17 protein-coding genes are annotated in these 21,409 nt (G+C 57.9%); 7 read left to right on the forward strand and 10 right to left on the reverse strand.

Features of this window, described 5'->3' with window-relative positions; all coding sequences use genetic code 11:
• Positions 1-43: 43 nt before the first annotated feature.
• The 4 genes from BGP85_RS11440 to uvrA all read right to left on the reverse strand — a co-directional run bounded on the left by BGP85_RS11440 (position 44) and on the right by uvrA (position 7,322).
• Entirely contained in the window at positions 44-1,186 is a 1,143-nt protein-coding gene (locus BGP85_RS11440) for an HlyD family secretion protein (RefSeq protein ID WP_103447264.1), read from the reverse strand.
• Positions 1,183-2,832 (reverse strand): MFS transporter, encoded by a 1,650-nt coding sequence (locus BGP85_RS11445; RefSeq protein WP_103447265.1) that lies wholly within the window; start codon positions 2,830-2,832, stop codon positions 1,183-1,185. The genes BGP85_RS11440 and BGP85_RS11445 overlap by 4 nt, the downstream gene beginning before the upstream one ends.
• A gap of 77 nt (positions 2,833-2,909) precedes the next feature.
• The gene (locus BGP85_RS11450; protein ID WP_103447266.1) at positions 2,910-4,664 is read right to left on the reverse strand and encodes an L-lactate permease; all 1,755 of its coding nucleotides are present in this window, start codon (positions 4,662-4,664) and stop codon (positions 2,910-2,912) included.
• A gap of 141 nt (positions 4,665-4,805) precedes the next feature.
• Positions 4,806-7,322, reverse strand: a complete 2,517-nt coding sequence (gene uvrA / locus BGP85_RS11455; protein WP_103447267.1) for an excinuclease ABC subunit UvrA — start codon at positions 7,320-7,322, stop codon at positions 4,806-4,808.
• Between the two features lie 113 nt (positions 7,323-7,435).
• Between uvrA and BGP85_RS11460 the strand changes: the two genes are divergently transcribed.
• Positions 7,436-7,726 (forward strand): hypothetical protein, encoded by a 291-nt coding sequence (locus BGP85_RS11460; RefSeq protein ID WP_103449915.1) that lies wholly within the window; start codon positions 7,436-7,438, stop codon positions 7,724-7,726.
• A gap of 318 nt (positions 7,727-8,044) precedes the next feature.
• Here BGP85_RS11460 and BGP85_RS28690 read toward each other — a convergent pair whose 3' ends face one another.
• Positions 8,045-8,617 (reverse strand): T6SS immunity protein Tli4 family protein, encoded by a 573-nt coding sequence (locus BGP85_RS28690; protein WP_146048975.1) that lies wholly within the window; start codon positions 8,615-8,617, stop codon positions 8,045-8,047.
• A 375-nt stretch (positions 8,618-8,992) separates the two neighbouring features.
• Here BGP85_RS28690 and BGP85_RS11475 point away from each other — a divergent pair, with 375 nt between their 5' ends.
• Positions 8,993-9,235 carry a hypothetical protein gene (locus BGP85_RS11475; protein WP_103447268.1) on the forward strand — a complete coding sequence of 81 codons (243 nt, stop codon included), beginning with the start codon at positions 8,993-8,995 and terminating at the stop codon, positions 9,233-9,235.
• On the opposite strand, the gene tnpC is transcribed toward BGP85_RS11475, so the two are convergent.
• From tnpC to tnpA, 3 genes are all read right to left on the reverse strand, one after another.
• A complete protein-coding gene (gene tnpC, locus BGP85_RS11480; RefSeq protein ID WP_010792763.1) occupies positions 9,217-10,752 on the reverse strand; it encodes an IS66 family transposase in 1,536 nt (511 codons plus the stop codon). The genes BGP85_RS11475 and tnpC overlap by 19 nt on opposite strands.
• Positions 10,753-10,815: 63 nt before the next feature.
• A complete protein-coding gene (gene tnpB, locus BGP85_RS29225) occupies positions 10,816-11,151 on the reverse strand; it encodes an IS66 family insertion sequence element accessory protein TnpB (RefSeq protein WP_064613830.1) in 336 nt (111 codons plus the stop codon).
• On the reverse strand, positions 11,148-11,468 hold the full coding sequence (tnpA, locus tag BGP85_RS11490) for an IS66-like element accessory protein TnpA (RefSeq protein ID WP_064613829.1): 321 nt from the start codon (positions 11,466-11,468) through the stop codon (positions 11,148-11,150). The genes tnpB and tnpA overlap by 4 nt, the downstream gene beginning before the upstream one ends.
• A 269-nt stretch (positions 11,469-11,737) precedes the next feature.
• Between tnpA and ltrA the strand changes: the two genes are divergently transcribed.
• On the forward strand, positions 11,738-13,420 hold the full coding sequence (gene ltrA, locus BGP85_RS11495) for a group II intron reverse transcriptase/maturase (protein WP_374755302.1): 1,683 nt from the start codon (positions 11,738-11,740) through the stop codon (positions 13,418-13,420).
• Positions 13,421-13,488: 68 nt separating this feature from the next.
• On the forward strand, positions 13,489-14,082 hold the full coding sequence (locus tag BGP85_RS11500) for a hypothetical protein (RefSeq protein WP_103447270.1): 594 nt from the start codon (positions 13,489-13,491) through the stop codon (positions 14,080-14,082).
• A gap of 280 nt (positions 14,083-14,362) precedes the next feature.
• On the opposite strand, the gene BGP85_RS11510 is transcribed toward BGP85_RS11500, so the two are convergent.
• A complete protein-coding gene (locus BGP85_RS11510; RefSeq protein WP_103447272.1) occupies positions 14,363-15,364 on the reverse strand; it encodes a metallophosphoesterase in 1,002 nt (333 codons plus the stop codon).
• 940 nt (positions 15,365-16,304) lie between these two features.
• Here BGP85_RS11510 and BGP85_RS11515 point away from each other — a divergent pair.
• Positions 16,305-17,891 (forward strand): hypothetical protein, encoded by a 1,587-nt coding sequence (locus BGP85_RS11515; protein WP_103447273.1) that lies wholly within the window; start codon positions 16,305-16,307, stop codon positions 17,889-17,891.
• Between the two features lie 390 nt (positions 17,892-18,281).
• The gene (locus BGP85_RS11525) at positions 18,282-18,620 is read left to right on the forward strand and encodes a hypothetical protein (RefSeq protein WP_103447274.1); all 339 of its coding nucleotides are present in this window, start codon (positions 18,282-18,284) and stop codon (positions 18,618-18,620) included.
• A 190-nt stretch (positions 18,621-18,810) separates the two neighbouring features.
• On the opposite strand, the gene BGP85_RS11530 is transcribed toward BGP85_RS11525, so the two are convergent.
• Positions 18,811-19,701: a LysR family transcriptional regulator gene (locus BGP85_RS11530; RefSeq protein WP_103447275.1), complete on the reverse strand. Its 891-nt coding sequence runs from the start codon at positions 19,699-19,701 to the stop codon at positions 18,811-18,813.
• A gap of 250 nt (positions 19,702-19,951) precedes the next feature.
• Between BGP85_RS11530 and BGP85_RS11535 the strand changes: the two genes are divergently transcribed.
• On the forward strand, positions 19,952-20,824 hold the full coding sequence (locus tag BGP85_RS11535) for a TauD/TfdA dioxygenase family protein (protein ID WP_103447276.1): 873 nt from the start codon (positions 19,952-19,954) through the stop codon (positions 20,822-20,824).
• The last annotated feature ends 585 nt before the right edge of the window (positions 20,825-21,409 follow it).

The raw sequence follows: 21,409 nt of genomic DNA on the forward strand, positions 1-21,409 counted from the left end.
ATCGTGGCAGTACGGCATCTGGACAGGGTTCACAAAGCCGCTGTCAATGGTGCCCTTGCGGCTCCCGGGTATCGATGCCCACCACCACCGACATGCCCGGGCGCAGGCGTGCGGCGTCTGGCTGGTCGGGGTCGACGGTAATGCGCACCGGGATGCGCTGGGCAATCTTCACGAAGTTGCCGGTGGCGTTGTCGGCCTGCAACAGGGCGAATTCGGAGCCGGTGGCCGGCGAAATCTGCTGTACATGGCCGTAGAGCTTGAGGTGGTTCAAGGCGTCCACGGTGAAAGTCACCGGCTGGCCGATGCGTACATCGGCCATCTGGGTTTCCTTCATGTTGGCGATCACCCACAGGGTGTCGGGCACCAGCGCCATCAGTTGCGCACCCGAGTTGACGTAGGCGCCCAGGCGCGTGCCAATCTGCCCCAGCTGGCCGTCGCGCGGGGCGGTGACGCGGGTGTTGTCGAGGTCGATGCGGGCCAGCTCGACGGCGGCCTTGGCGTTCTCCACCGAGGCCTCCAGCGAGGCGCGGTTGACGATCACCGTCTCGCGGTCCTGGCGGGCGATTTCCAGCGCGGCCTTGGCCTGGGCCAGGTTGGCGACGGCGGCAGCCTCGCTCGCGCGGGCCAGGTCCAGCGAGCTGCGCGACACCGAACCATCGCTGACCAGCGCCTGGTTGCGGCTGAGGTCGGCCTTGGCCTTGGTCGCCTGGGCCGATGCATCTCCGATTGCCGCCTGGCGTTGGGCGATGGTGGCTTCGGCGCTGTTGCGCTGCTGCAGGTTGTTGGCCAGCGCCGCCTGCTGCTGTTGCAACTGGGCGATGGCCTGGGCCAGGCGTTGCTTGTAGATGCGGTCGTCGAGCTGCACCAGCAGGTCGCCAGCCTTGACGAACTGGAAGTCATGCACTGGCACATCGACGATGTAGCCGCTCAGCTGCGGGCCGATGATTGTCACCTGGCCGCGCACCAGGGCGTTTTCGGTGCTTTCGATGCTGCTGCTGAACGGCGGCAGGTTCCAGGCGTAGAGCACTACGAGGATGCCGACCAGGGCCACGCTGGCGAAGCTGATCGTAGACAGGATGCGCACCCGCCGCGTGCGCACCGGGCTGGTCGGTTCGCTGGGCGGCGTGCTGCCTTCCGGGGTTTCGGCGATGGCGGTGGTGGTCGTGGTACGGGTTTCTTCGGTCATCGGCTGGCAGTACCGCTGGTGGAGTCGGATGAAGCAGCCTGGCGGGCGACATACCACAGCCAGGAGCCGCGAATGGTAATCCAGATCATGGTCAGCACGGCGATGCAGCCGATCAGCACGAACACGTCGTTGTAGGCCATTACGTTGGCCTCGCGGGTGGCGGCATTGGCCAGCACGCGCATGCCGGCCTCGCTGCGCAGCGCCGGGTCGGCGAGGATCCCGGCATAACCGCCGCCGCCGCTTTGCACGCGCGCATTGACCAGCGGTTCGAGGTAGCTGAGGCGGTCCATCAGGTGGCTGGAATGGAACTTCTCGCGCCAGGTCTGGAAGGTGCCCAGCAGCGCCGCGCCGATCAGGCCGCCGAGGTTGTTACAGATGCCGAACAGCACCGAAAAGCTCACCAGGTTGCGCGGGTTGGCGCGTACATGGCTGATGCCCAAGGCCATCGACGGGCCAAGGAAGAAGGTGCTGCCGAAGGCCAGCAGGAACTGGCTGAAGTACATCTGTGCCGGGCGCGTGAGGTTGCTCGAGCTGCTGTCCATGAATGCCCCGGCGGCCATCGCCAGCAGCGAGACGAACAGCGGGATCACCAGGTGCTTGGGGTCGATGGTCAGCGCACTGCTGGCCAGGCCCGCCACGGCGCCAAGCAGCATGATCCAGTACAGCGAGCGCATCTGTTCGCTGCCCATGTTCAGCATCTGCAAAAAGCCCACCGCACCGGTGGACTGCTCCGAGGTGACCATGCGAATCAGAATGACGCACAGGCCCAGGCGAATGATTGCGCCACTGCCCAGCCAGCGCGTCATCAGCAGCGGGTTCTGGCGGTTGTGCTCGATGGCAAGGCCGGTGAAGATCAAGGCAATCGACGAGGCCAAGGCGATGCCGATCCACGGTGCCTCCAGCCACCAGTCGATGCGCCCCAGCGAGAGCGCGGCGCAGAGCAGGGCGACGCCACTGGCCATCAGGGTAAAGGTGAGGAAGTCCAGCGGCTCGAAGGTCTTGAAGCGGTCACCGGGGGGCAGCTTGAGCAGCAGCACGCAGCCCAGGGCTGCCAGTGCCAGGCCCAGTTCGAACAGGTACAGGCCACGCCACTCGGCGATCTGCAGTAGGTCTTCGGAGAAGATCCGTGCCAGCGGCAGGGCCAGTTGCGAGGCGCCCAGGCCCAGCACCATGGCCTTGAGCCGCCAGCGTTCGGGGAACGCCTGGATCATGTAGTACAGGCCCAGCGAACTGAGCGCCGCGCCGACCATGCCGTGGGCAGCGCGCACGGCGATGGCCGAATTGAGGTCGTTGACCAGCAGGTGGGCGAAGGTGACCAGGGCATACAGCACCAGGAACACCTCGGTGAAGGCGCGCAGGCCGAACTGCTGACGGAACTTGACCAGCAGCAGGTTGATCGACACGTTGGTCATGACATACGCCGCCGGCAACCAGGCCATCTCGGCACTGGTCGCGCCCAGCGCGCCCTGCAGGAACACCAAGTTAGCGGTGACCAGTGCGTTACCCAGGCCACCGGTAATCGCCACCAGCAGGCCGACCACACCGTACGCCAGGCGCTTGGCCGGCGTGTGCAGGGGCGTGGAAGGGGAGCCGGGGAGGCTGGGCTTCTCGTGCGGGAGCCACTGGCGCGGGGTGTATTTGTCCATGCAACTGACTGTAACACTGCCTCATGCGTTTTTTGTAGGAGCGGCCTTGTGTCGCGAAGGGGCCGCTCCTGCAAGCCCTAGTGGCCCACCACCATGGCGGTGAACGGCGCTACATAGGCCTGCAAGGTCACCAGGCAACCCACCAGCACCGCCAACACGATCGACTGGAAGAACACATAACGCAGGATCTCGCCCTCATGCCCATACCAGCGGGTGGCAGTGGAGGCCACGACGATCGACTGCGCATCGACCATCTTGCCCATCACTCCGCCCGAGCTGTTGGCCGTTGCCATCAGCACCGGACTCAGCCCCAGCTGCTCCGCAGTCACCCGTTGCAGCCCGCCGAACAGCACGTTGGAGGCCGTGTCCGAGCCGGTCAGCGCCACGCCCAGCCAGCCGAGCAGGGTGCCGAACATCGGGTAGAAGATGCCCGTGGCGGCAAACGCCAAGCCCATGGTCGCGTCCAGCCCCGAGTAGCGGGTGAGGAAGCCCAGCGCGAGCATGGCGACGATGGTGATCAGCGAGTAACGCACCACCCAAAGCGTGCGCAGATATTGCCGCCCCAGCTCCAGAGGCGAGTAACCCATCAACAGCCCGCCGAGGATGGCCGCGAGGAAGATGCCGCTACCGGTGGCGGTGAACCAGGTGAACTTGTACTGGGCGTCTTCTTTCTTCGGCGTGGGTACCACAGGGGGCACTTTCTCGATCTGCTGGTGGATCGAGTCGAAGGTGAATACCGGGGCGAACACCGGGTTACCTTCACGCAGCGGCTTGCCTTGCGGGTCGAGCATGGCCGCGCCGCTGGCCGGGTCGAGCGCCGGGCGGGTGTCGAACAGGTTCTTGAAGCCCGCCGTGCCCCAGGCGAACACGAACACGGTCAGGATGATCCACGGCAGCCAGGCCTTGAACACGCTGCGCTGGTCGCTCTGGGTAAAGGTGGTTGCGGCGCCGGCCTTGCCGTCGTCCTCGACCTTGGAGTCGTCCACCCGCCCGGTGAGCGCCGCCGAGGTGTGCACGGTGGCCGGCTTCCACACCCGCAGGAAGCCAGTCAGGCAGGCCATGGAGATCAGCGCGGCGATCACGTCCACCAGCATCGGCCCGTGGAAGTTCGACACCACGAACTGCGGCACCGCGAACGTGACCCCGGCCACCAGGATCGCCGGCCATACTTCCAGCATCTTGCGCCATCCGGCAAACGCCCAGATCAGCCAGAACGGCACGATCACCGAGAAGAACGGCAGTTGCCGACCGACCATGGCCGACAGTTCCATTTCATCCAGCCCGGTGACCTTGGCCAGGGTGATGATCGGTGTGCCCAGTGCGCCGAACGCCACCGGTGCAGTGTTGGCGATCAGCGCCAGCCCTGAAGCCGCCAGCGGCGAGAAGCCCAGGCCGATGAGGATCGCCCCGGTCACCGCCACGGGCGTGCCGAAGCCCGCCGCGCCCTCGAAGAAGGCACCGAAGCAGAAGGCGATCAGCAGCAGCTGCAGGCGGCGGTCGTCGGTGATGCGTGCCAGCGAGTCCTGAAGCACCTTGAACGAGCCGTTCTCGGTGGTGAGCCGGTGCAGGAAGATGATGTTCAGCACGATCCAGCCGATCGGCAGCAGGCCGTTGGCTGCGCCGTACAACGCTGCGGAACCGGCCATGTTGGCCGGCATGCCGAAGGCGAAGATCGAGATCAGCAGCGCCGAGCCCAGGGCGAGCAGGGCGGCGATGTGTGCTTTGATGTGGAAGAAGGCCAATGCCGCCAGCATCACCACCACCGGCACGGCGGCCATGAGCGTGGAGAGCACGGGGCTTGCGAACGGATCGTAGATTTGCTGCCAGACCATTTGCCACCTCGTTTGTTGTTATTGAGGTATCGCGATTTTTGGGCAGACGGCATGCAGGGATGCCAGAGGGAGTATAGAAAGGAATTTTCACCTGTTCCGGCCTCTTCGCGGGGCAAGCCCGCGAAGAGGCCAGCACAGGCGCTACAAGGCGCGAGCCAGAAACGCGGCAGTACGACTGTCACCACACCCGGCCACCACCTGCGGCGTACCACTGACCACCACCTGACCGCCAGCATCCCCGGCCCCCGGCCCGATGTCGATCACCCAGTCACTCTGCGCCACCACGCGCATGTCGTGCTCGACCACCACCACACTGTGCCCGGCCTCGACCAGGCGATTGAGCTGCACCAGCAAGCGGTCGATATCTTGCGGATGCAGCCCGTTGGTAGGTTCGTCCAGCACATACAAGGTCGCGCCACGGGCCACGCGTTGCAGCTCGGTGGCCAGCTTGATCCGTTGCGCCTCGCCACCGGACAGCTCGGTAGCCGGCTGCCCCAGGCGCAGGTAGCCCAGGCCGATGTCCTGCAGCACCTGCAGGCAACGCCGCGGCGCCGGCTGCTCGGCGAACACCTCAAGCGCCTGCTCGACGGTCAGCTGCAGCACCTGCGCGATGTTCATGCCCTGCCAGCTCACCGCCAGTGTCTCGGGGTTGTAACGTGCACCGTGGCAAGTCGGGCAGGGCGCATAGACGCTGGGCATGAACAGCAGTTCGACACTGACGAAGCCTTCGCCCTCGCAGTTCTCGCATCGGCCCTTGGCCACGTTGAACGAGAAACGACCCGCATCGAAACCGCGGGCCTTGGCCTGTTCGGTAGCGGCAAACAGCTTGCGGACATGGTCGAACAGTCCGGTGTAGGTGGCGAGATTAGAGCGCGGCGTGCGGCCGATCGGCTTCTGGTCCACCTGCACCAGCCGCTTGATGCTGTCGAGCCCGGCAGTGACACGCCCAGCGCTGAATTGCTCGGGCTCATCTTCAAGGCTTTGCTCGTCAGGTTCAGCCGTCTGTCCGGCCTGACCGAGATGGGCACCGACCAGCTCCAGCAAGGCCTGGCTGACCAGGCTCGACTTGCCCGAGCCGGAAATGCCGGTGACCGAGGTGAAGCAACCCAGCGGGAAGCGGGCGCTGAGGTTGTCGAGGTTGTTGCGGGTGATGCCTTCCAGTGCCAGCCAGTCGTGTGGCTGGCGTGGCGCACGTGAGGTACGCTGCTGTACGGCGAACAGGTAGGCGGCTGTGCGCGAGGCCTCGACCTGTGCCAGGCCGGCGGGCGGGCCACTGTAGAGAATCTGCCCGCCATGCTCGCCGGCAGCAGGGCCTACATCCACCAGCCAGTCGGCGCGGCGCATGGTATCCAGGTCGTGCTCCACCACATACACCGAGTTGCCCGCCTGCTTGAGCCGCTGCAAGGCATCGAACAGCGCTTCGCTGTCGGCCGGATGCAGGCCGGCGGAAGGCTCGTCGAGCACGTAGATCACGCCGAACAGCTGCGAATTGAGCTGGGTTGCCAGGCGCAGGCGTTGCAGCTCGCCGAACGACAGCGTCGGCGTGCTGCGCTCCAGCGCCAGGTAGCCCAGGCCCAGGTCGATCAGGGTGTCGATGCGCTCCAGCAACTCATTGGCGATGCGCTGTGCGGCCAGGCGCTTTTCCAGGGTCAGGTTATCGTCGTGCTGCTCCAGGTAGCCCGGCGCAGCCACCTGGCGAAACACCTCGGCCAGCGCCTGCAACGGCAGCCGCGACAGCTCGCCGATGTCGCGGCCGGCGAAGGTCACGTCCAGCGCCGCACGCTTGAGCCGTTTGCCCTGGCACACCGGGCAGGGGCTGGGGCGCATGTACTGCGACACGCGCTTGCGCATCTGTGCGCTCTGCGAGTGCATGAAGGTATGCAGCACGTAGCGCCGGGCACCACTGAAGGTGCCCTGGTAGCTCGGTTCGAGCTTGCGCTTGAGTGCGGCGCGGGTTTGCGCCGGTGTCAGGCCGGCGTACACCGGCACGGTGGGGGTTTCTTCGGTGTAGAGAATCCAGTCGCGCTGCTCCTGCGGCAGGTCGCGCCAAGGAATGTCGACGTCATAGCCCAGCGTCACCAGAATGTCGCGCAGATTCTGCCCCTGCCAGGCCATCGGCCAGGCCGCCACGGCACGCTCGCGGATGGTCAGCGACGGGTCGGGAACCATGGTCGCCTCGGTCACGTCATAGACCCGCCCCAGCCCATGGCACTCCGGGCAGGCGCCTTGCGGGGTGTTGGGCGAGAAGTCCTCGGCATACAGCATCGGCTGCCCGGTAGGATAGCTGCCGGCGCGGGAGTAGAGCATGCGGATCGAGCTGGATAGGGTGGTGACGCTGCCCACCGACGAGCGCGCGCTGGGCGTGCCGCGTTGCTGCTGCAGGGCCACGGCCGGGGGCAGGCCTTCGATGGCGTCGACGTCCGGCACGCCGACCTGGTCGATCAGGCGCCGGGCATAGGGCGCGACCGATTCGAAGTAGCGGCGCTGGGCTTCGGCGTAGAGGGTGGAGAAGGCCAGCGAGGACTTGCCCGAGCCGGACACCCCGGTGAACACCACCAGGGCGTCGCGGGGGATATCGACGTCGATATTCTTGAGGTTGTGCTCGCGGGCGCCACGGACGCGGATGAAGCCGGTGGGAGTGGTGGGGCGTGGTGGCATGGCGCTGTCCTTGGGGGTGGGGAGCGCTCAAGTTAACAGCAATTCCAAAAGCAGGGGCGCTTGCACGGGTGGTTCTGGGTAGACTGCGCCTTTTCAAGGAGCACCGCCCCCGCATGAAGCCTTTTGTAACTCGCCTGTCTCGCTACCTTGGTTTTACCTCTCTCGCCATTGCGGTAGTCGGTGTGCTGTTCTCGCTGTATGTCGCCGTCGATTCAGGCGGCTATGTGCCGTTTCTGGGCAGCGACCCGGCCATGTGGGGCCTGGCGTTCTTCTGGCTGACCAACGTGATCACTCTGGTGCTGAATGCCGCAGTGTGGCTGTGCGGACGCCGACCTGCCTGGCTCAGTTGGACCATTGCGGCGCAGATGCTGTTGGCGATCGGGTTGCTGTTCGTGGAGGGTTGAGCGCTTTGCAAGTGGCGAAGATCGACTGCGCACTCAAGCCCCTTCAAAGTGTTGGCCGCTTTACTGCTTTATGTGCGAAGTCCAGGCGAAGCTCGGGGTTGTCATTGCCGTAAGGTATTCCTGGGTAGTACCAAGTAGCGTTGATTTCAGTAAGGTAACCATCCGCAGAAAGGAGGACGCGAGCACTCCGACAAAGAAGCCGCAGCCTATCGGCAAAGCAAAGCAAAGCAAAGCAGGCTAAGCGATGCCGTGTCTCTCGTTTCGCACGAGTCTGTGTTGACTGTGACTATAAGGGCGCTTCTCAGTACCGTCATCTGCTTACTCCGGAAGAGGTTTGAAACTGTCCAGGAGCTTATCCCAAAAGGCCAATGCCTCATCATTTGATTTGAAGTTGCTTCCATTTTCATGAGTGCCTAGTTCAATGGCGATATAGGGACGTGTGTTGGACTCCAATGTGCCGCCGTGCTCAAACTGGAAGGCATAAAATGTTTTGCCTTCTATTGTGGCGCTAACGGCTATCTCTTCGCCCTCGAGGCCGCCGGCCATTCGTTTGTTCATGCGTAGAGTCTGCAGGTGGCCGTTATTTGATAGTTCGCCTACTATAGAGTCATATTTTTTATTATGAAATCGCTCAAGAAGACTCGGTTCTCTCTCGGTAATGCTTCGTGTAAGAAAGCTTACATAGTTTCCAGTGTGTCCTTCAATCTGAGCGCCCATATAGATCGACTCGAAAAATTGATCATTTGGGAGAGTGGAGTAACCAGCTTCCAGAGCGAATGCACCGTGTGGAGGCGCTGCCTCAGGACGCCTGGAATAGATAGAGTTGCTCAGCTTGCGCAGGTTTTCCACAGCTTCAGGCACACCCTTTGGGGTGACGCGCTTGATCATCATGAATCGCCCCTGGTTTCGTAGACACCTCCAAGCCTCATAATGAGGCCCAAATAGGAGGTGCCATGAGTCGTCAGCGTTACCCCGAAGAATTCAAGATCGAAGCCCTAAGCGTCGACACAGCAGTGCTATGCAGCTGTCTCCAGTAGAGTATGAGAAACGCTATTTCCTGAGCTTGGAGAGTGTCTAGGAAAGCAGGGGCGATTCACAGCGCGCAAGGGAAAGCATCGTGAGAATGATCTCGAACATTCAGCGATTGGAGGCTAAGCACCATACTGACCGTTCCGGCATCATTCAGCGGCTGAAATCGAGTTTTCGGTTCCTTCGTACAACCTAGCTTTCTCATATTGGTAACCTCGCAAATCATCGAGATTCCTCATGATCAAAAGCAGCTCGATTCCTTGGAGCCCCGTTCGCTCCACGCTCGTAGAAAAATTCAGTTTCGGTGACATTAAACAGATCGTGGGATACGGGAATCTCGATATGTCCCGATTAGCGCATCTGGAGCAGAGGCAACAAAATGGCGCTACAAAATCCCAGCTGTTGAGTGAGATCGACAAGCAGGTTGGAAGTAAGCGTCCGGCGAACTCACCTTGCGTAAGTCAGGCCGGCACCCACTGATGCGGCAGCAACTGTCCGATCTCACTGGCCCGTTGGGTCGGCAGCCGCGTCAGCACATCTTTTAGATAGGCATACGGATCATGCCCATTCATGCGCGCCGACTGGATCAAACTCATGATTGCCGCAGCCCGCTTACCGCTGCGCAGGGATCCCGCAAATAACCAGTTCGAGCGCCCGAGTGCCCATGGCCGTATCTGGTTTTCGACCTGGTTGTTGTCGATGGGCACAGCCCCATCATCCAGGTAGCGCGTCAGCGCTACCCAGCGTTTCAGGCTGTAATCGAGGGCTTTGGCCGTGGCTGATCCATTGGGCACCAGGTCGCGCTGAGCCAACATCCAGTCATGCAGTTTTTTGAGGATCGGCACCGCCAATTCTTGTCGTATTCGCCAGCGCTCTTCATCACTCATGTCCCGCGCCTGACGTTCGACCTCGTACAAGCCGCTGATCGAGTGCAGGGCCTGTTCAGCCAGCTGACTTTTGTTCGCCACGTGCAAATCAAAGAACTTGCGCCGGGCGTGGGCCATGCAGCCGATTTCAGTGATGCCTTGTTCGAAACCGGCTTTGTAGCCAGCGAAGTCGTCGCAGACCAGCTTGCCGTTCCAGTCACCTAGGAAGTTGCGCGCATGTTCGCCAGCACGGCTTGGGCTGAAGTCGTAAACCACCGCTTTGAGCGCTGAAAACGGCGTCGTGCTGTAGGCCCAGACATAGGCCCGGTGGGTTTTCTTCTCGCCTGGCGCAAGCATTTGCACCGGTGTTTCATCAGCGTGGATCACGCCCTGGTTCAGCACGGCTTCACGCAGTGCATCGACCAGTGGCTGAAGCCGCACGCCGGTTTGTCCGACCCACTGGGCCAGGGTCGAGCGAGCAATTGCCAGCCCGGCGCGGCCAAAGATTTTCTCCTGCCGGTACAGCGGCAAGTGATCGGCAAACTTGGCCACCATCACGTGGGCCAACAAACCTGCGGTCGGGATACCTTTGTCGATAACCTGGGCTGGCACCGGTGCCTGGATCAGGGTTTCGCACTGGCGACAGGCCCATTTGCCCCGCACATGTTGCTCGACGGTAAACACGCCCGGCGTGTAATCCAGCTTCTCGCTGACGTCTTCGCCGATGCGTTGAAGTTGGCAGCCACAGACGCACTGGGTGTTTTCGGGTTCGTGACGAATCACCGTGCGTGGAAACTGCGGCGGCAAAGGCGCACGTTTCGGGGATTGCCGTGGTTCGGCCTGTGGCGCATCTGGGAGAAGCTGTTTTAGCTCGGCCTCGATAGCTTCAAGGTCTGTGTCGAGCAGGTCATCCAGCAAGCTGCTTTGCGCCGGGCTGATTTGCTCGCTGCGCTTGGCAAACTTGTGCCGTTTGAGCAGGGCGATTTCGAACTTGAACTGTTCGATGAGGATTTCATCGTTCTGAATCTTCCTGCTCATCGCCTCGACCTGGGATTGCAATTGCAACGCCTGTGCCGCCAAAGCACGAAGCTGTTCCGGGGTCATCTGGTCGAGGTTGGGCGAGAAAGTCATGCCGCCGATTGTGCCAGAGCAGGCGCGGGGCGACGACAAGTAGACCGGCCAAATGGCCGGCGGTTACAGCATGCTGATCACGCCGCCTGAGCCGACGCGCTGCCACGGCAGGCCCAGCACCAACGCCTGGAGTTGTTCGCTGTCGAGTTCGACCTTGCAGCCGTGGCGAATGCCGGGCCAGTGGAACTTGCCTTGGTTCAGGCGCCGCGCGGCAAGCCAGACACCGACGCCATCGTGCACCAGCACTTTCATCCGGGTAGCCCGGCGATTGGCGAACAGATAAGCGCAGTGCGGCTTCGCCGCACCGAACACCGCAATCACCCGGGCTAATGCCGTCTCGGTGCCGGCGCGCATATCCATCGGCTCGGTGGCCAGCCAGATGGCATCGATGCGGATCATTGAGCCACAGCCCGAATAAATTGCGCACAACCCTCGGGATCCGAGGCTGGCCATTTCACCGTGATCACTTGCCCGGCCACGGGCAACTCGATGATCACTGACGCTTCGACTGGCCGTTTAGGTGCGGCTTTTAGCGGGACGAAAGCTGGTAGTGAAGCCGCTGCGGGCTGATCTCGATAGAGCGGCAGCCATTTGCGGATGACGTTGGCATCGATGCCGTGGTTGATGGCGACACTGGACACGGTTGCGCCAGGTTGCAGGCATTCCTGAACGACCTGGGCTTTGAACGGTTTCGGATAAGAGCTTCGTTGGCGCATGGAAATCCTGGCGATGAGGGTGATCGCGTCCGCTTAAAAATACGCGGACACCATCGCCCTTAATGCTGGAGTTCGGAAGGTGAGTTCGCCGGACGCTTAGAGCGCCAGTTAAAGCTGGCGGAGGATAGTCGATGAAAGTTCGATACTGGTAAGAAATGGCGAATCAACCAGGCCCCGAGTCATGCACGTTGCACCGTGAGGTGCAGGGTGAAGCGTTGACAGGGGAAACCGATGGGCCAGCCATTGAGCCGCGTAATCAGGAATTCGGGATGCCGATGCTGTTAAGCGAAGCAGAAGGCAACACGGAGCATGGCGTTATACGCCAGTCATGCTCTGATCCCGCGCGGTCGGAGACCCTGTGCACGTCGGGAAGTCCTCCACACAGAAACTGGGAGATCTCAGCGGCGCCCGGTGCGCAAGCACCGGGCGGAGCAGGAAAGGCCAAAAGCTGTAACCCTGCTGTCTACGCCGCCGAGAAGTCGGATACGTCCGTAGTACCTGAGAAGCCATCGAACAAAGGGCCTGGCCCGGCGGAGATAGTGGAGGAAAGGGACGTAGCCAAGGGAAACACCGACACGCCCCCCGCGCCCCGGACACTGAGCCGGATCAGTTGCGCGTCGATGGGACTTGAAGGTGTACGTGAAGCAGCCCGAAGGAACAAGGGTACGCAGTTCACGGCATTGCTGCACCACGTCACACCGCAGTTATTGGCGCAGAGCTTCTATGCCCTGCGCCGCGATGCAGCGGTGGGCGTGGACGGCATGTCGTGGCGAGAATATGAGGAAGGTCTTCTCCAGCGGGTAACCGATTTGCACGCAAGGCTCCACAGTGGAGCCTATCGGGCAACGCCATCGCGGCGGGTCTACATTCCCAAAGCCGATGGCAGGCAACGCCCGTTGGGCATTGCCTCTCTGGAGGACAAGATCGTACAGCAGGCAGTCGTTACCGTTTTGAATGCGATCTATGAAGAGGACTTTCTGGGATTCTCGTACGGGTTTCGGCCGGGACGCAGCCAGCATGATGCGCTAGATGCGTTGACGGTCGCGCTGAAGGGCCAGAAGGTGAACTGGATATTGGATGCGGATATCACGTCGTTCTTTGATGAGATCGACCATGAATGGATGCTGATGTTTCTGGGACACCGGATTGCAGATCGGCGCCTGCTCGGGCTTATCTGCAAATGGCTCCAAGCGGGTGTTATGGAGGATGGTCGTAGGGTGGTTGCGACCAAGGGGACTCCCCAAGGCGCAGTGATATCGCCATTGTTGGCGAATATCTATCTTCACTACGTGCTGGATCTGTGGGCAAGGCAGTGGCGCCAGCGGCATGCCCGTGGCGATGTGATTGTTGTGCGCTACGCGGACGACAGCGTGGTGGGTTTCAGGACGCAATGGCAGGCTCAGCAATTTCTGGTGCAGTTGCAGGAGCGCTTGGCCAGGTTCGGTTTATCCCTCAACGCCTCGAAGACACGGCTGATTGAGTTTGGTCGTTTTGCTGCGAGAAATCGTAGGAAGCGAGGGTTAGGTAAACCGGAGACGTTTGACTTCCTGGGCTTCACGCACTGTTGCAGTACCAACAGAAGCGGTGGTTTTCAAATACTGCGACTGACGGTCAAGAAGCGAATGCGTGCGACGCTGCTGGCTATTCGGGATGAGCTGAAGCGCCGACGTCATGAGCCCATCCGGGCTCAAGGGCAATGGCTTACTTGGGTGGTCAGGGGGTACTTCAATTACCACGCGGTGCCGGGAAACCTGATACGTCTTGGTGGTTTTCGTTCAGCGGTCTGCCGTCTATGGCGGCAAGCCCTCAAACGGCGCAGCCAGCGTAATAGGCTTCAATGGTCACGCTACGGACGCCTTGCCGACCTCTACATACCTAGACCTAGAAATGCACATCCTTACCCTGAGGATCGCTTCGCGTCACATACCCGAGGCAGGAGCCGTATGCGGTAGTTCCGCACGTACGGATCTGTGCGGGGGGCGGCAGGTAACTGCCGTCCCTACCGCGACCGGTTGGAACAATGGGCGAAGCCGATCTCGGAGCTTTTGTCTCCATCTGTTGCGAAGAGATGATGCGGCGTAAAGCTGATGTGGTTGAGGAACTGGAGCGCGTTCTCAGCCGAATCGGATGGAAGTTTTCTGGAACAACCCTCATTCCAGTGGACATTTTTGACGTAGCAGATCTAGCTTCGATCCCTGAGCAGGCGAGGGCGGACATCCAGAAAGCGTCCAGCAGGCTCCGCGATGGTGACCTCAGTGGGGCGCTCTCGGCTGCGTGTGGGGCTTTAGATTCCGTGACTGCAGATATCTACTCCATCTGTAACTTGGGTGATCCTAACAAGGCGTCATTCCAAGAGAGAGTGAAGCGATCCGTGGATGCGCTCAATGTGAAGAGCCGCCTGGTTCAAGAGTTAGTGGACATCGGCTGGTCTGAGGCCGACTACAAGCCACTCGCCAATAACCTCGAGGGATCGCTGAATCAAGCCGCATTTGTCATGCAGAAGCTGAGATCAGACATGGGCGATGTACACGGTACCAAACCAGTCATCAACGCCTTAGTTTATGACTCAATCAAATGGTCTGCGCTTCTGCTGAGAGCTCTAGCACTCCACTAGAAATTGGGAATTTCCTGACGTGCAAGCGGAGCGCGCGAGGCGTGAGGATCGAAGCCTTCCGGGCCAAGACGAATGCGAAGCGGGCGGCTTGGTTCACGAGAGCCGACCCAACGGGCACGCCCAGAAATGCTCGAGATACCTATTCGTAGAGCTTAAGCCGACATACCGGCTTGCCGCACCTTGTCAGAATGAACGTGTTGCCTTTCTCTGCGAGCTTGAGCACACGACGAAAACGCCGACGCGCCTGGCTTATGCTCATCACGTACTCCATGCAAACCTCTCAACCTAACAACCGGCGAAGAAGCGCTTCGACCTGAGTGTTCTCATGCTTAGCACATAGCTCGTCGAGCTTGGCGCCCCGACGCTCACCAGTCGTAAGGCTCAAACCATGCAGCGCGTTAAGCAGTCGCTGCTGCTCCTCAAGGCCTTCGCGAACCTCTTGCCACATCGAACTGACCAGCTTCACCAATGACTCCAGTTCAGCAGCTTGAACCTGTGTCTCGATGAGCTTGTTACTGTTCACCGTCGTCTTGAGAGCTTCTGCGCGCTGCTCAAGCTCCTCGAGCTGCTCACTCAAGCACTCAGCCTGGTCGATCGACGTGGCAACACCATCAATGAAGATTTTGTCTTCCTGAATGCTGTAGATGGCCAGCGAACCATCGGCGCCGCCGGTGACATCCAGCGCCAGCACGTTGCCTAACCTCAACGGCCGCGGAATCCACGTATGCCCGGTACAGACCCGCCATACGCCCGGGACACCTTCACGATGGTGCTTAACGATGCGATCTCGCCCCCACAGAGCGATCTCCTCCATCGCGGAATTGTTGAGTTGTTCCAGAAAGGTCGACCAGGCCATGCCCGTCGGCACATCAGCATGCACGACACCCACAACACCCCGATCCGACTGAACCTCAATGGCGATCGGCAAGCTCCGGAGCTTCCCAATGATCATCGCTTTGGACTCATCAGCAATCGTCATCCACCAGCCCGCGCCATGCGCAGAATAGCGAGCGTTGGGATTAGCCTCATAAGCGTCGATCAGCATTCGCTCGTGGTTGCCTTGGACGCTGAAGAACCAGGGCTCGCCGAGCAGCTTCAGCCCATCCAATACACCAGGCCCGCGGTCAATCAGATCGCCCACAGCGATCAGCCGATCCTTAGCTTTATCGAAGCCCAATGCGTGCAGCCCGCGGTGGAGGTCTGTGATTTTGAAGTGGATGTCTCCGACTACAAAGTCGCGACCGAGGGGATTTTTTGGAAGCTGGAGAACCTTAGAATTCATGGGGCAGGGTACGTCTCCGGTGCCGATGCCGGCAGGTCGATAGCCCGCCTATTTTCCGCTTATCCAATGCAAACGTCGAGGAGCGCTGCCCCTTCAGTCACGTCTCCCGTGATGATCCCAAATGGGAACATTAAGGGCGTTTTTATGGGTTAATGTCCCAAAACTGGATCACAATGGAGAGCGCTGCGCTGGCGCTGAGACGAAAAATATTCGTCGCCGCCTTATGATTTATTACCTGCACTTTATTGCCTGCTCCTCACAACCGCCTCGACCTCGGCTATCACACGACGTGTGCCACCGCTATACGGCAGGCTCGGAATGTTTTTCCCCAATCCAACGGCTGCAAATACTGCTCTACCTTGTGCCATACGCAGTAGTCCTAACCTAGCAGAAGACCAAACCCCTCTGTATTCGTTTCAGGTTCTGCAGGGTTGCGTTGCCGCTGTCGACGCTGGCAAAGGCTTGGAAAAACAGGGGGAAGTGCAAAAAGCCGAAGGTAAATGAGAGTCGCAGCGCGAGGAGAGCTAAGCCCTGCTCACACGTGTGAAAGGCACGATCAATACGACCACAACCATGAAGCGGAGGGTAGTCATGAGTAGAGTCGGGATATCCTGAATCCCAACCTTAACCGAAACTGCATTGAATGGCCAAAGCACGATCACCAGTAAAACGACTGTGATGTATCTTGCAGGCAAAGGGATTTATTTTTCATCAGCTTTTTTTGATCTTTGGCTACGGTTCGATGGCCTTATGAGACTATGAAATCCTACACCCGATTTACCTTTGGGCGAACCAAGCCTCTGGAAAATTCTTTTTCACATTGGTGAAAATCGCTTATGATAGCAGTATGCCATTCAGCCGTGCAAGGGCTCGTCAAGCCAGGCGCATGATGCCTACAGATTTATTGTTTTCAGCCAGTTGGGTCTACTAGGGATAAATAATGATTGATATCACGAAGATGGCGAACTCTGGGTATTTTTTGTCGCACGCTGATTTTTACGGTAGAGATCGTAGTTTTACAAAAATCTTGGCGGGTAATGATAGAAAGGCTTTGGCTTCAGTTTTGTCCCGTATTTCCTTTGTTCAGAAGGACGAACTCAGCTTTCGCCAGTGGGGAATTCAAACGTTGTGCAAAACGGCTGCAAAAAAATCTGCAGCAGCGGAGCGCACGGTGTTCACTAGGCTTCAATGCTGGCGTTTGTGGTCGCTGCTGTTTAGTGAATGGATTCCAGGGAGCAAGTATATTACTCGAAGACGGGACTTTGATGTTATCCATGAGTTGTTTGCCAAGCTGAATGATAGGCCTGATCATGATAATGATGATGGTCATCAGGTCTTTCTAAAGTCGATCACAGGGAATTCGAGGGACAACTACGTCTCCAAGCTAGGGCGGACACAAAGTATATTCTTCACAGAGAGTCCTTTGACGCCATACATCAAGGTATTCGAGGAGAGTATTGGAGTCTCGATTGAAACTTATGTGAACGTAATTTTTCACATCTTGGCGCGCTGGCACGGAATTCGTGAGGGCCAGGACACGCTGCCAAGTCTTGAGCGATGGGCTGTTTCTGCAAAATCTCTGAGCATGGAGTTAAATGTTTCAGTAGAGGAGGTGTCTGCAATCTTAAAGGAAATCTCGTTTACCACAAGCGAGGGTAGGAAGTTTGCAGAGGAGTTCATCGATCAGCCTAATGAGTTCATGTTTTTTAGGGCGCGCCCACTTTTTGAAATTAAGAGCGGCCTATTTATCCCTGTGGAGGGTAAGCTATGCGAGGAACTGCTGTTTGAGAACTTAATGTATCGAATTCATAAGGCAAATGGAGAAAAGAATGAATTTTTGATATTATTCGGCGTTCAGTTTGAACGATACGCTCAGCAATATGCTGCTAAATTCCTTAAAGACCTGCCTAATTATGAACTGATCGAGGAGTTTAGTTTCGGTTCAAAAAAGAGACCTGGCAAATCTTCTGACATTATAATTTCAGTTCCTGCTGAACAGGCTGTGGCAGTGTTTGAACTGAAGTCAGCTCGTCCGCTTTATGCTAGCCTGTCACGCGATGGTGATCCAGACAGCATTGAGAAGAGCATGTACAAGCTTTTTGAATATCCCATTTTGCAAGCTTTCGAAGCTGTTCAGAAAATCATCAAGGCTGAAGCGCACCCGGCATTTACGAAAGACGCTAAGTATGCTTTTGTAAGCGTCACCATGAATAACTACCCCATGACTTTGTACAGACTCAATATTCAGGACGGGTTCGGCAGGGATATGTCCAGCGCTATGTATTCTTTTGATATCGAGACCTTCGAGGTCTTAATGCGCGCAGCTCGGCATTCTGCAGAATTTAATGTGTTGGGCTTGTTGCATGAGTGCGGAAAAAAGAGGGACGAAATGATGATGTCGGCAAAAACGGTATTTAGTCGTTACATTGACTACATGGTAAGCGAGGGGTCTACTCAGGAAGAGTTTTACCATGCTGTGCAGCTGGATATTTGTCGCAAGAATTTTGCGTACTTCCAACGCCCATAATTTTACTAAGGTTTTGCGCGGGAAAGTTCAAGCTTTGATTGTGATTCAATTGTGACTTTAACTATCATCGATGACTCAGATGGTCAGTTGTATCCAACTGACCATTGATGAGTTTTAGTGCATGCATAAATGTGACTTGCACGGTAAGCGATCCATGAACCCCACCTACCGCAAGGTGAGGCCATCGTTTACCGTGGCATTTCCGGTGAACAGTTCCACGGCAACAGCGCTTCATAATCTGCCACGGCGTCGGGACGCATCATGGCGTGCGGGCTCCAGAATGAAATCGGGAGCACAGCATCGGCAATCAGCTGAGCGCTTTGAATGTGGGGTTCATGGAGCGCTTACTTGAAAAGCAGGGCGTTAAGCAAATGCACCGGCCCAGTACAAATGAATGCTCATCTCTGGGAAAAGGTATCTGCATACGTTTCTGAAAGCCGAAATCTGGCCAAGCTGGCGAGGGCGGAGCTACGTCATTTGAGTGATGCTCAAGCATCATCGATCTCGGAGATTCGTCAGCATCAACAGGTGCAGCTGCAGCGCCTTGTGTCTCAATCGGCAGGTGAGGTGGGACTGAGCGATGAAGGGCTGGGGCGCCTCAGTGAAGAACTACAGGTACTGCTGGACTGCTTCATCAAGCTGGAGGCAGACCCCTCGGCAGATCCAACCTGGTATGTCAGAGGGCAGTTGAAAAGAATGGCGGCGATGTTACTGGTTAGGCGGGACTGATCTGCGCTGTCAACGTCGAGACTTGAGCGGAGCTGCGGCGCTAATATGGGCTGCACGCTATGCGTTCATGACCTCTCACTGCTTTGCAGTACGGTCATTGCCCATGACATAGCGGGCCAGTCGGAAAAAAACCGAGCTACACGATAACTTCAGGCCTACGGTATTAAGAAGAAACCTTCAGGCTTGATTCTCATGCTTCGCTGTCGATAAGCGATCGGCATAGCTCAATAATGCTGTCCCTATTGACGGTTGGATCATCGACGCTCCACGCCAGGCCCAGCCCAATGTATCGCTCGAGCCCCTCAACCTCGCGCAGCTCAAAGTTTTGCCCGGGAATGGATTTAACCCATTCGGGAACGAACCCTACACCAATCCCAGCGGTAATCATGGCCAGCATCGCTTGGGTGTCGTTACAGCTGTAAATCACTCGTTGATTCAGGTCGTACTTCTTGAATTCCTCAGGGAAATTCTCATCGGTCTCGGATTTGTACGCCCTTGAGAACGCGATAATTTTCTGCTTTCGCAAATCGACCGGTGTGATGGAGCTCTTAGCGCTCAGTGGGTTTTTCCGTGCGATTGCTAGCAAGTATTTTTCACGATGGATGGACTGCCAGCGTAGAGAACCAATGTTTTCGACCGGACGAATGAACCCGAGATTTATGTTGCCACGCTCTATCTCTCTGACGATGCCCACCGTGTTGCCGTTGTGAATATGGATTCGAGCATCCGGGAAGCGTTGATTGATTCTCGCAATGAAATCGGGGAGCACACCGAACGTTGCAGGATAAATGGTACCGATAGTGATCTGACTGATGTCCTTACCTGCGACTGCTTGGGTAGCAAGGCAGGTGCGGTCGATGTCACGCAAAATGTCGATGCACCGTGAATTGAAAAGTATCCCGGCTTCTGTCAATTGCACGCGTCGGGTTGACCGTGTGAGTAGTGGAACACCTAGCTGCTTCTCAAGCGCTTGAATTTGAGCCGTCACGGCTGGTTGGGCGATCTGCAGCCGGATGGCCGCTCGGCCAAAATGCAATTCTTCCGCGACGGCCAGGAAGGTCTTGATTTGCCGTAGATCCATTGTCTGCTCCCAAGGTGGCTGCTCTTGATTTATAGACAAAGCGGATGAATGTCAAATTGATTGATCACTTCATTGGATGAGTGATGGTGCTAGGCAGCGATCTGTGTCCCACCGGGCCTGCTGTTTCAATCGCGCAGGTGATTGATAGAAATTTATGATTAATGGTTGATTATTATTATTGGATGCCTGTCTGATCGGGACGATAGCTTAGGGGCTCGATCCTAACCTTCAGCTCGTGAGGAAAAAGAGCATGCTGACCAAGAACAAGATCACGACTAGTCCAAACGGCAGTAGCGTTTGTGCGGACATCGTAGGGTTCGACTTCAACGACTACGATGCTCAAGATATCGCCGAAGTGCGCAAGATCTGGCTCCAGTACGGGATTGTCCGTTTCCGTGATATCGACATCACCGATGAGCAGCACATCAAATTTTCCCACCACTTCGGCGAAGCGGTTATTCACCCGAAGCAGCTGCAAGAGGGCGCTCATCCGACGCAAAAAGAGATTCTGGTCATCGCCAACACCACAAAAGATGGTAAGCCCTCAGGTGCTCTGGGTAACAGCGAAGCGACCTGGCACACCGATACGTGGTTTTACGAGCGTCCACCTGCAGGCGCGTTGCTGCGGGCCATTGCACTTCCGCCTGCTGGCGGTGACACCTATTGGGTATCGATGTATCAGGCCTACGAGACCCTGCCTTCCTATTTGCTCGATGCAGTCAAAGGCCGGCAGATTTTCTTCCAGAGCGTCTATGACTCGGCGGGCGATCTGCGTCTGAACAGACAGCTGCCCAAATCGGACGATATCCGTGAATGGCCGGGGATTGTTCACCCGCTCGTGCGGGTGCATGGAGACAGTGGCCGGCAAGCTCTGTTCTTGGGGGCAAAGGGTGTGCGAGAGCAAGACTCCTGGATCGTAGGTTTGCCAATGGATGAAAGCAACGATCTCGTTGCCCAGTTGTGGCAGCACACTTTGAAAGGTGAGGTGTTTGTGCAGAAGTGGCGTCTTGGTGACATGGTTATGTGGGACAATCGCTGCACCATGCATCGTCGCGACTCGTTCAGCCCCGAGCACATTCGCATTATGCACCGCACTACCACTGCAGGTGAGCGCCCGGTGTAACCGGCGAATTAAGGTTGCGAGTTCCTTAGCCCTGATTTGGCCTGGTTTTTCTCGAGTTGTACCTATGCCGGGTCAAGTTTCGGGGGGGCTTCGCCTTCTATCATAAGACTTGTAATTGGCTAATCACTTTGTGAGTAGCCAATTATATGTGTTCAGGCCTCAATAATTAAGTTTCGCTCTGGGTGTTAATAACTCACCTCATTTAAAAAGCGCCAACCTCTTTCCTGACTAACCTTCAACTGATGACAGGGTGCACACAGTGCACCTCGACCGTCGTTCGCCTAAGGCTCCCGCACAGCGAGTCAATTTCCGTTTCCTTCCCACTCCTGAGTCATCGCCGAATGTCCTAGGGGCTGCCTTTTTCGTGTGGGCCACTCTGTTTACTCGATTGCGCTCTAAGAGTTTACATCTTGGGCTTGCCTTTCCAAATGTGCTCAAGATACCTGCACTGAATCAATCCTGAGTCGTTACGTACAGGCGGCTAGGTAACACTCCTACTCACCACAATGGCGCACCACGCTTCGGGATAGTGCGTGATGATACGGATGTCTACGTTGCCTTTGATGAAAGTATAGCTTTACAGCA

Source organism: Pseudomonas putida, assembly GCF_002906855.1.
GTDB lineage: Bacteria > Pseudomonadota > Gammaproteobacteria > Pseudomonadales > Pseudomonadaceae > Aquipseudomonas > Aquipseudomonas putida_N.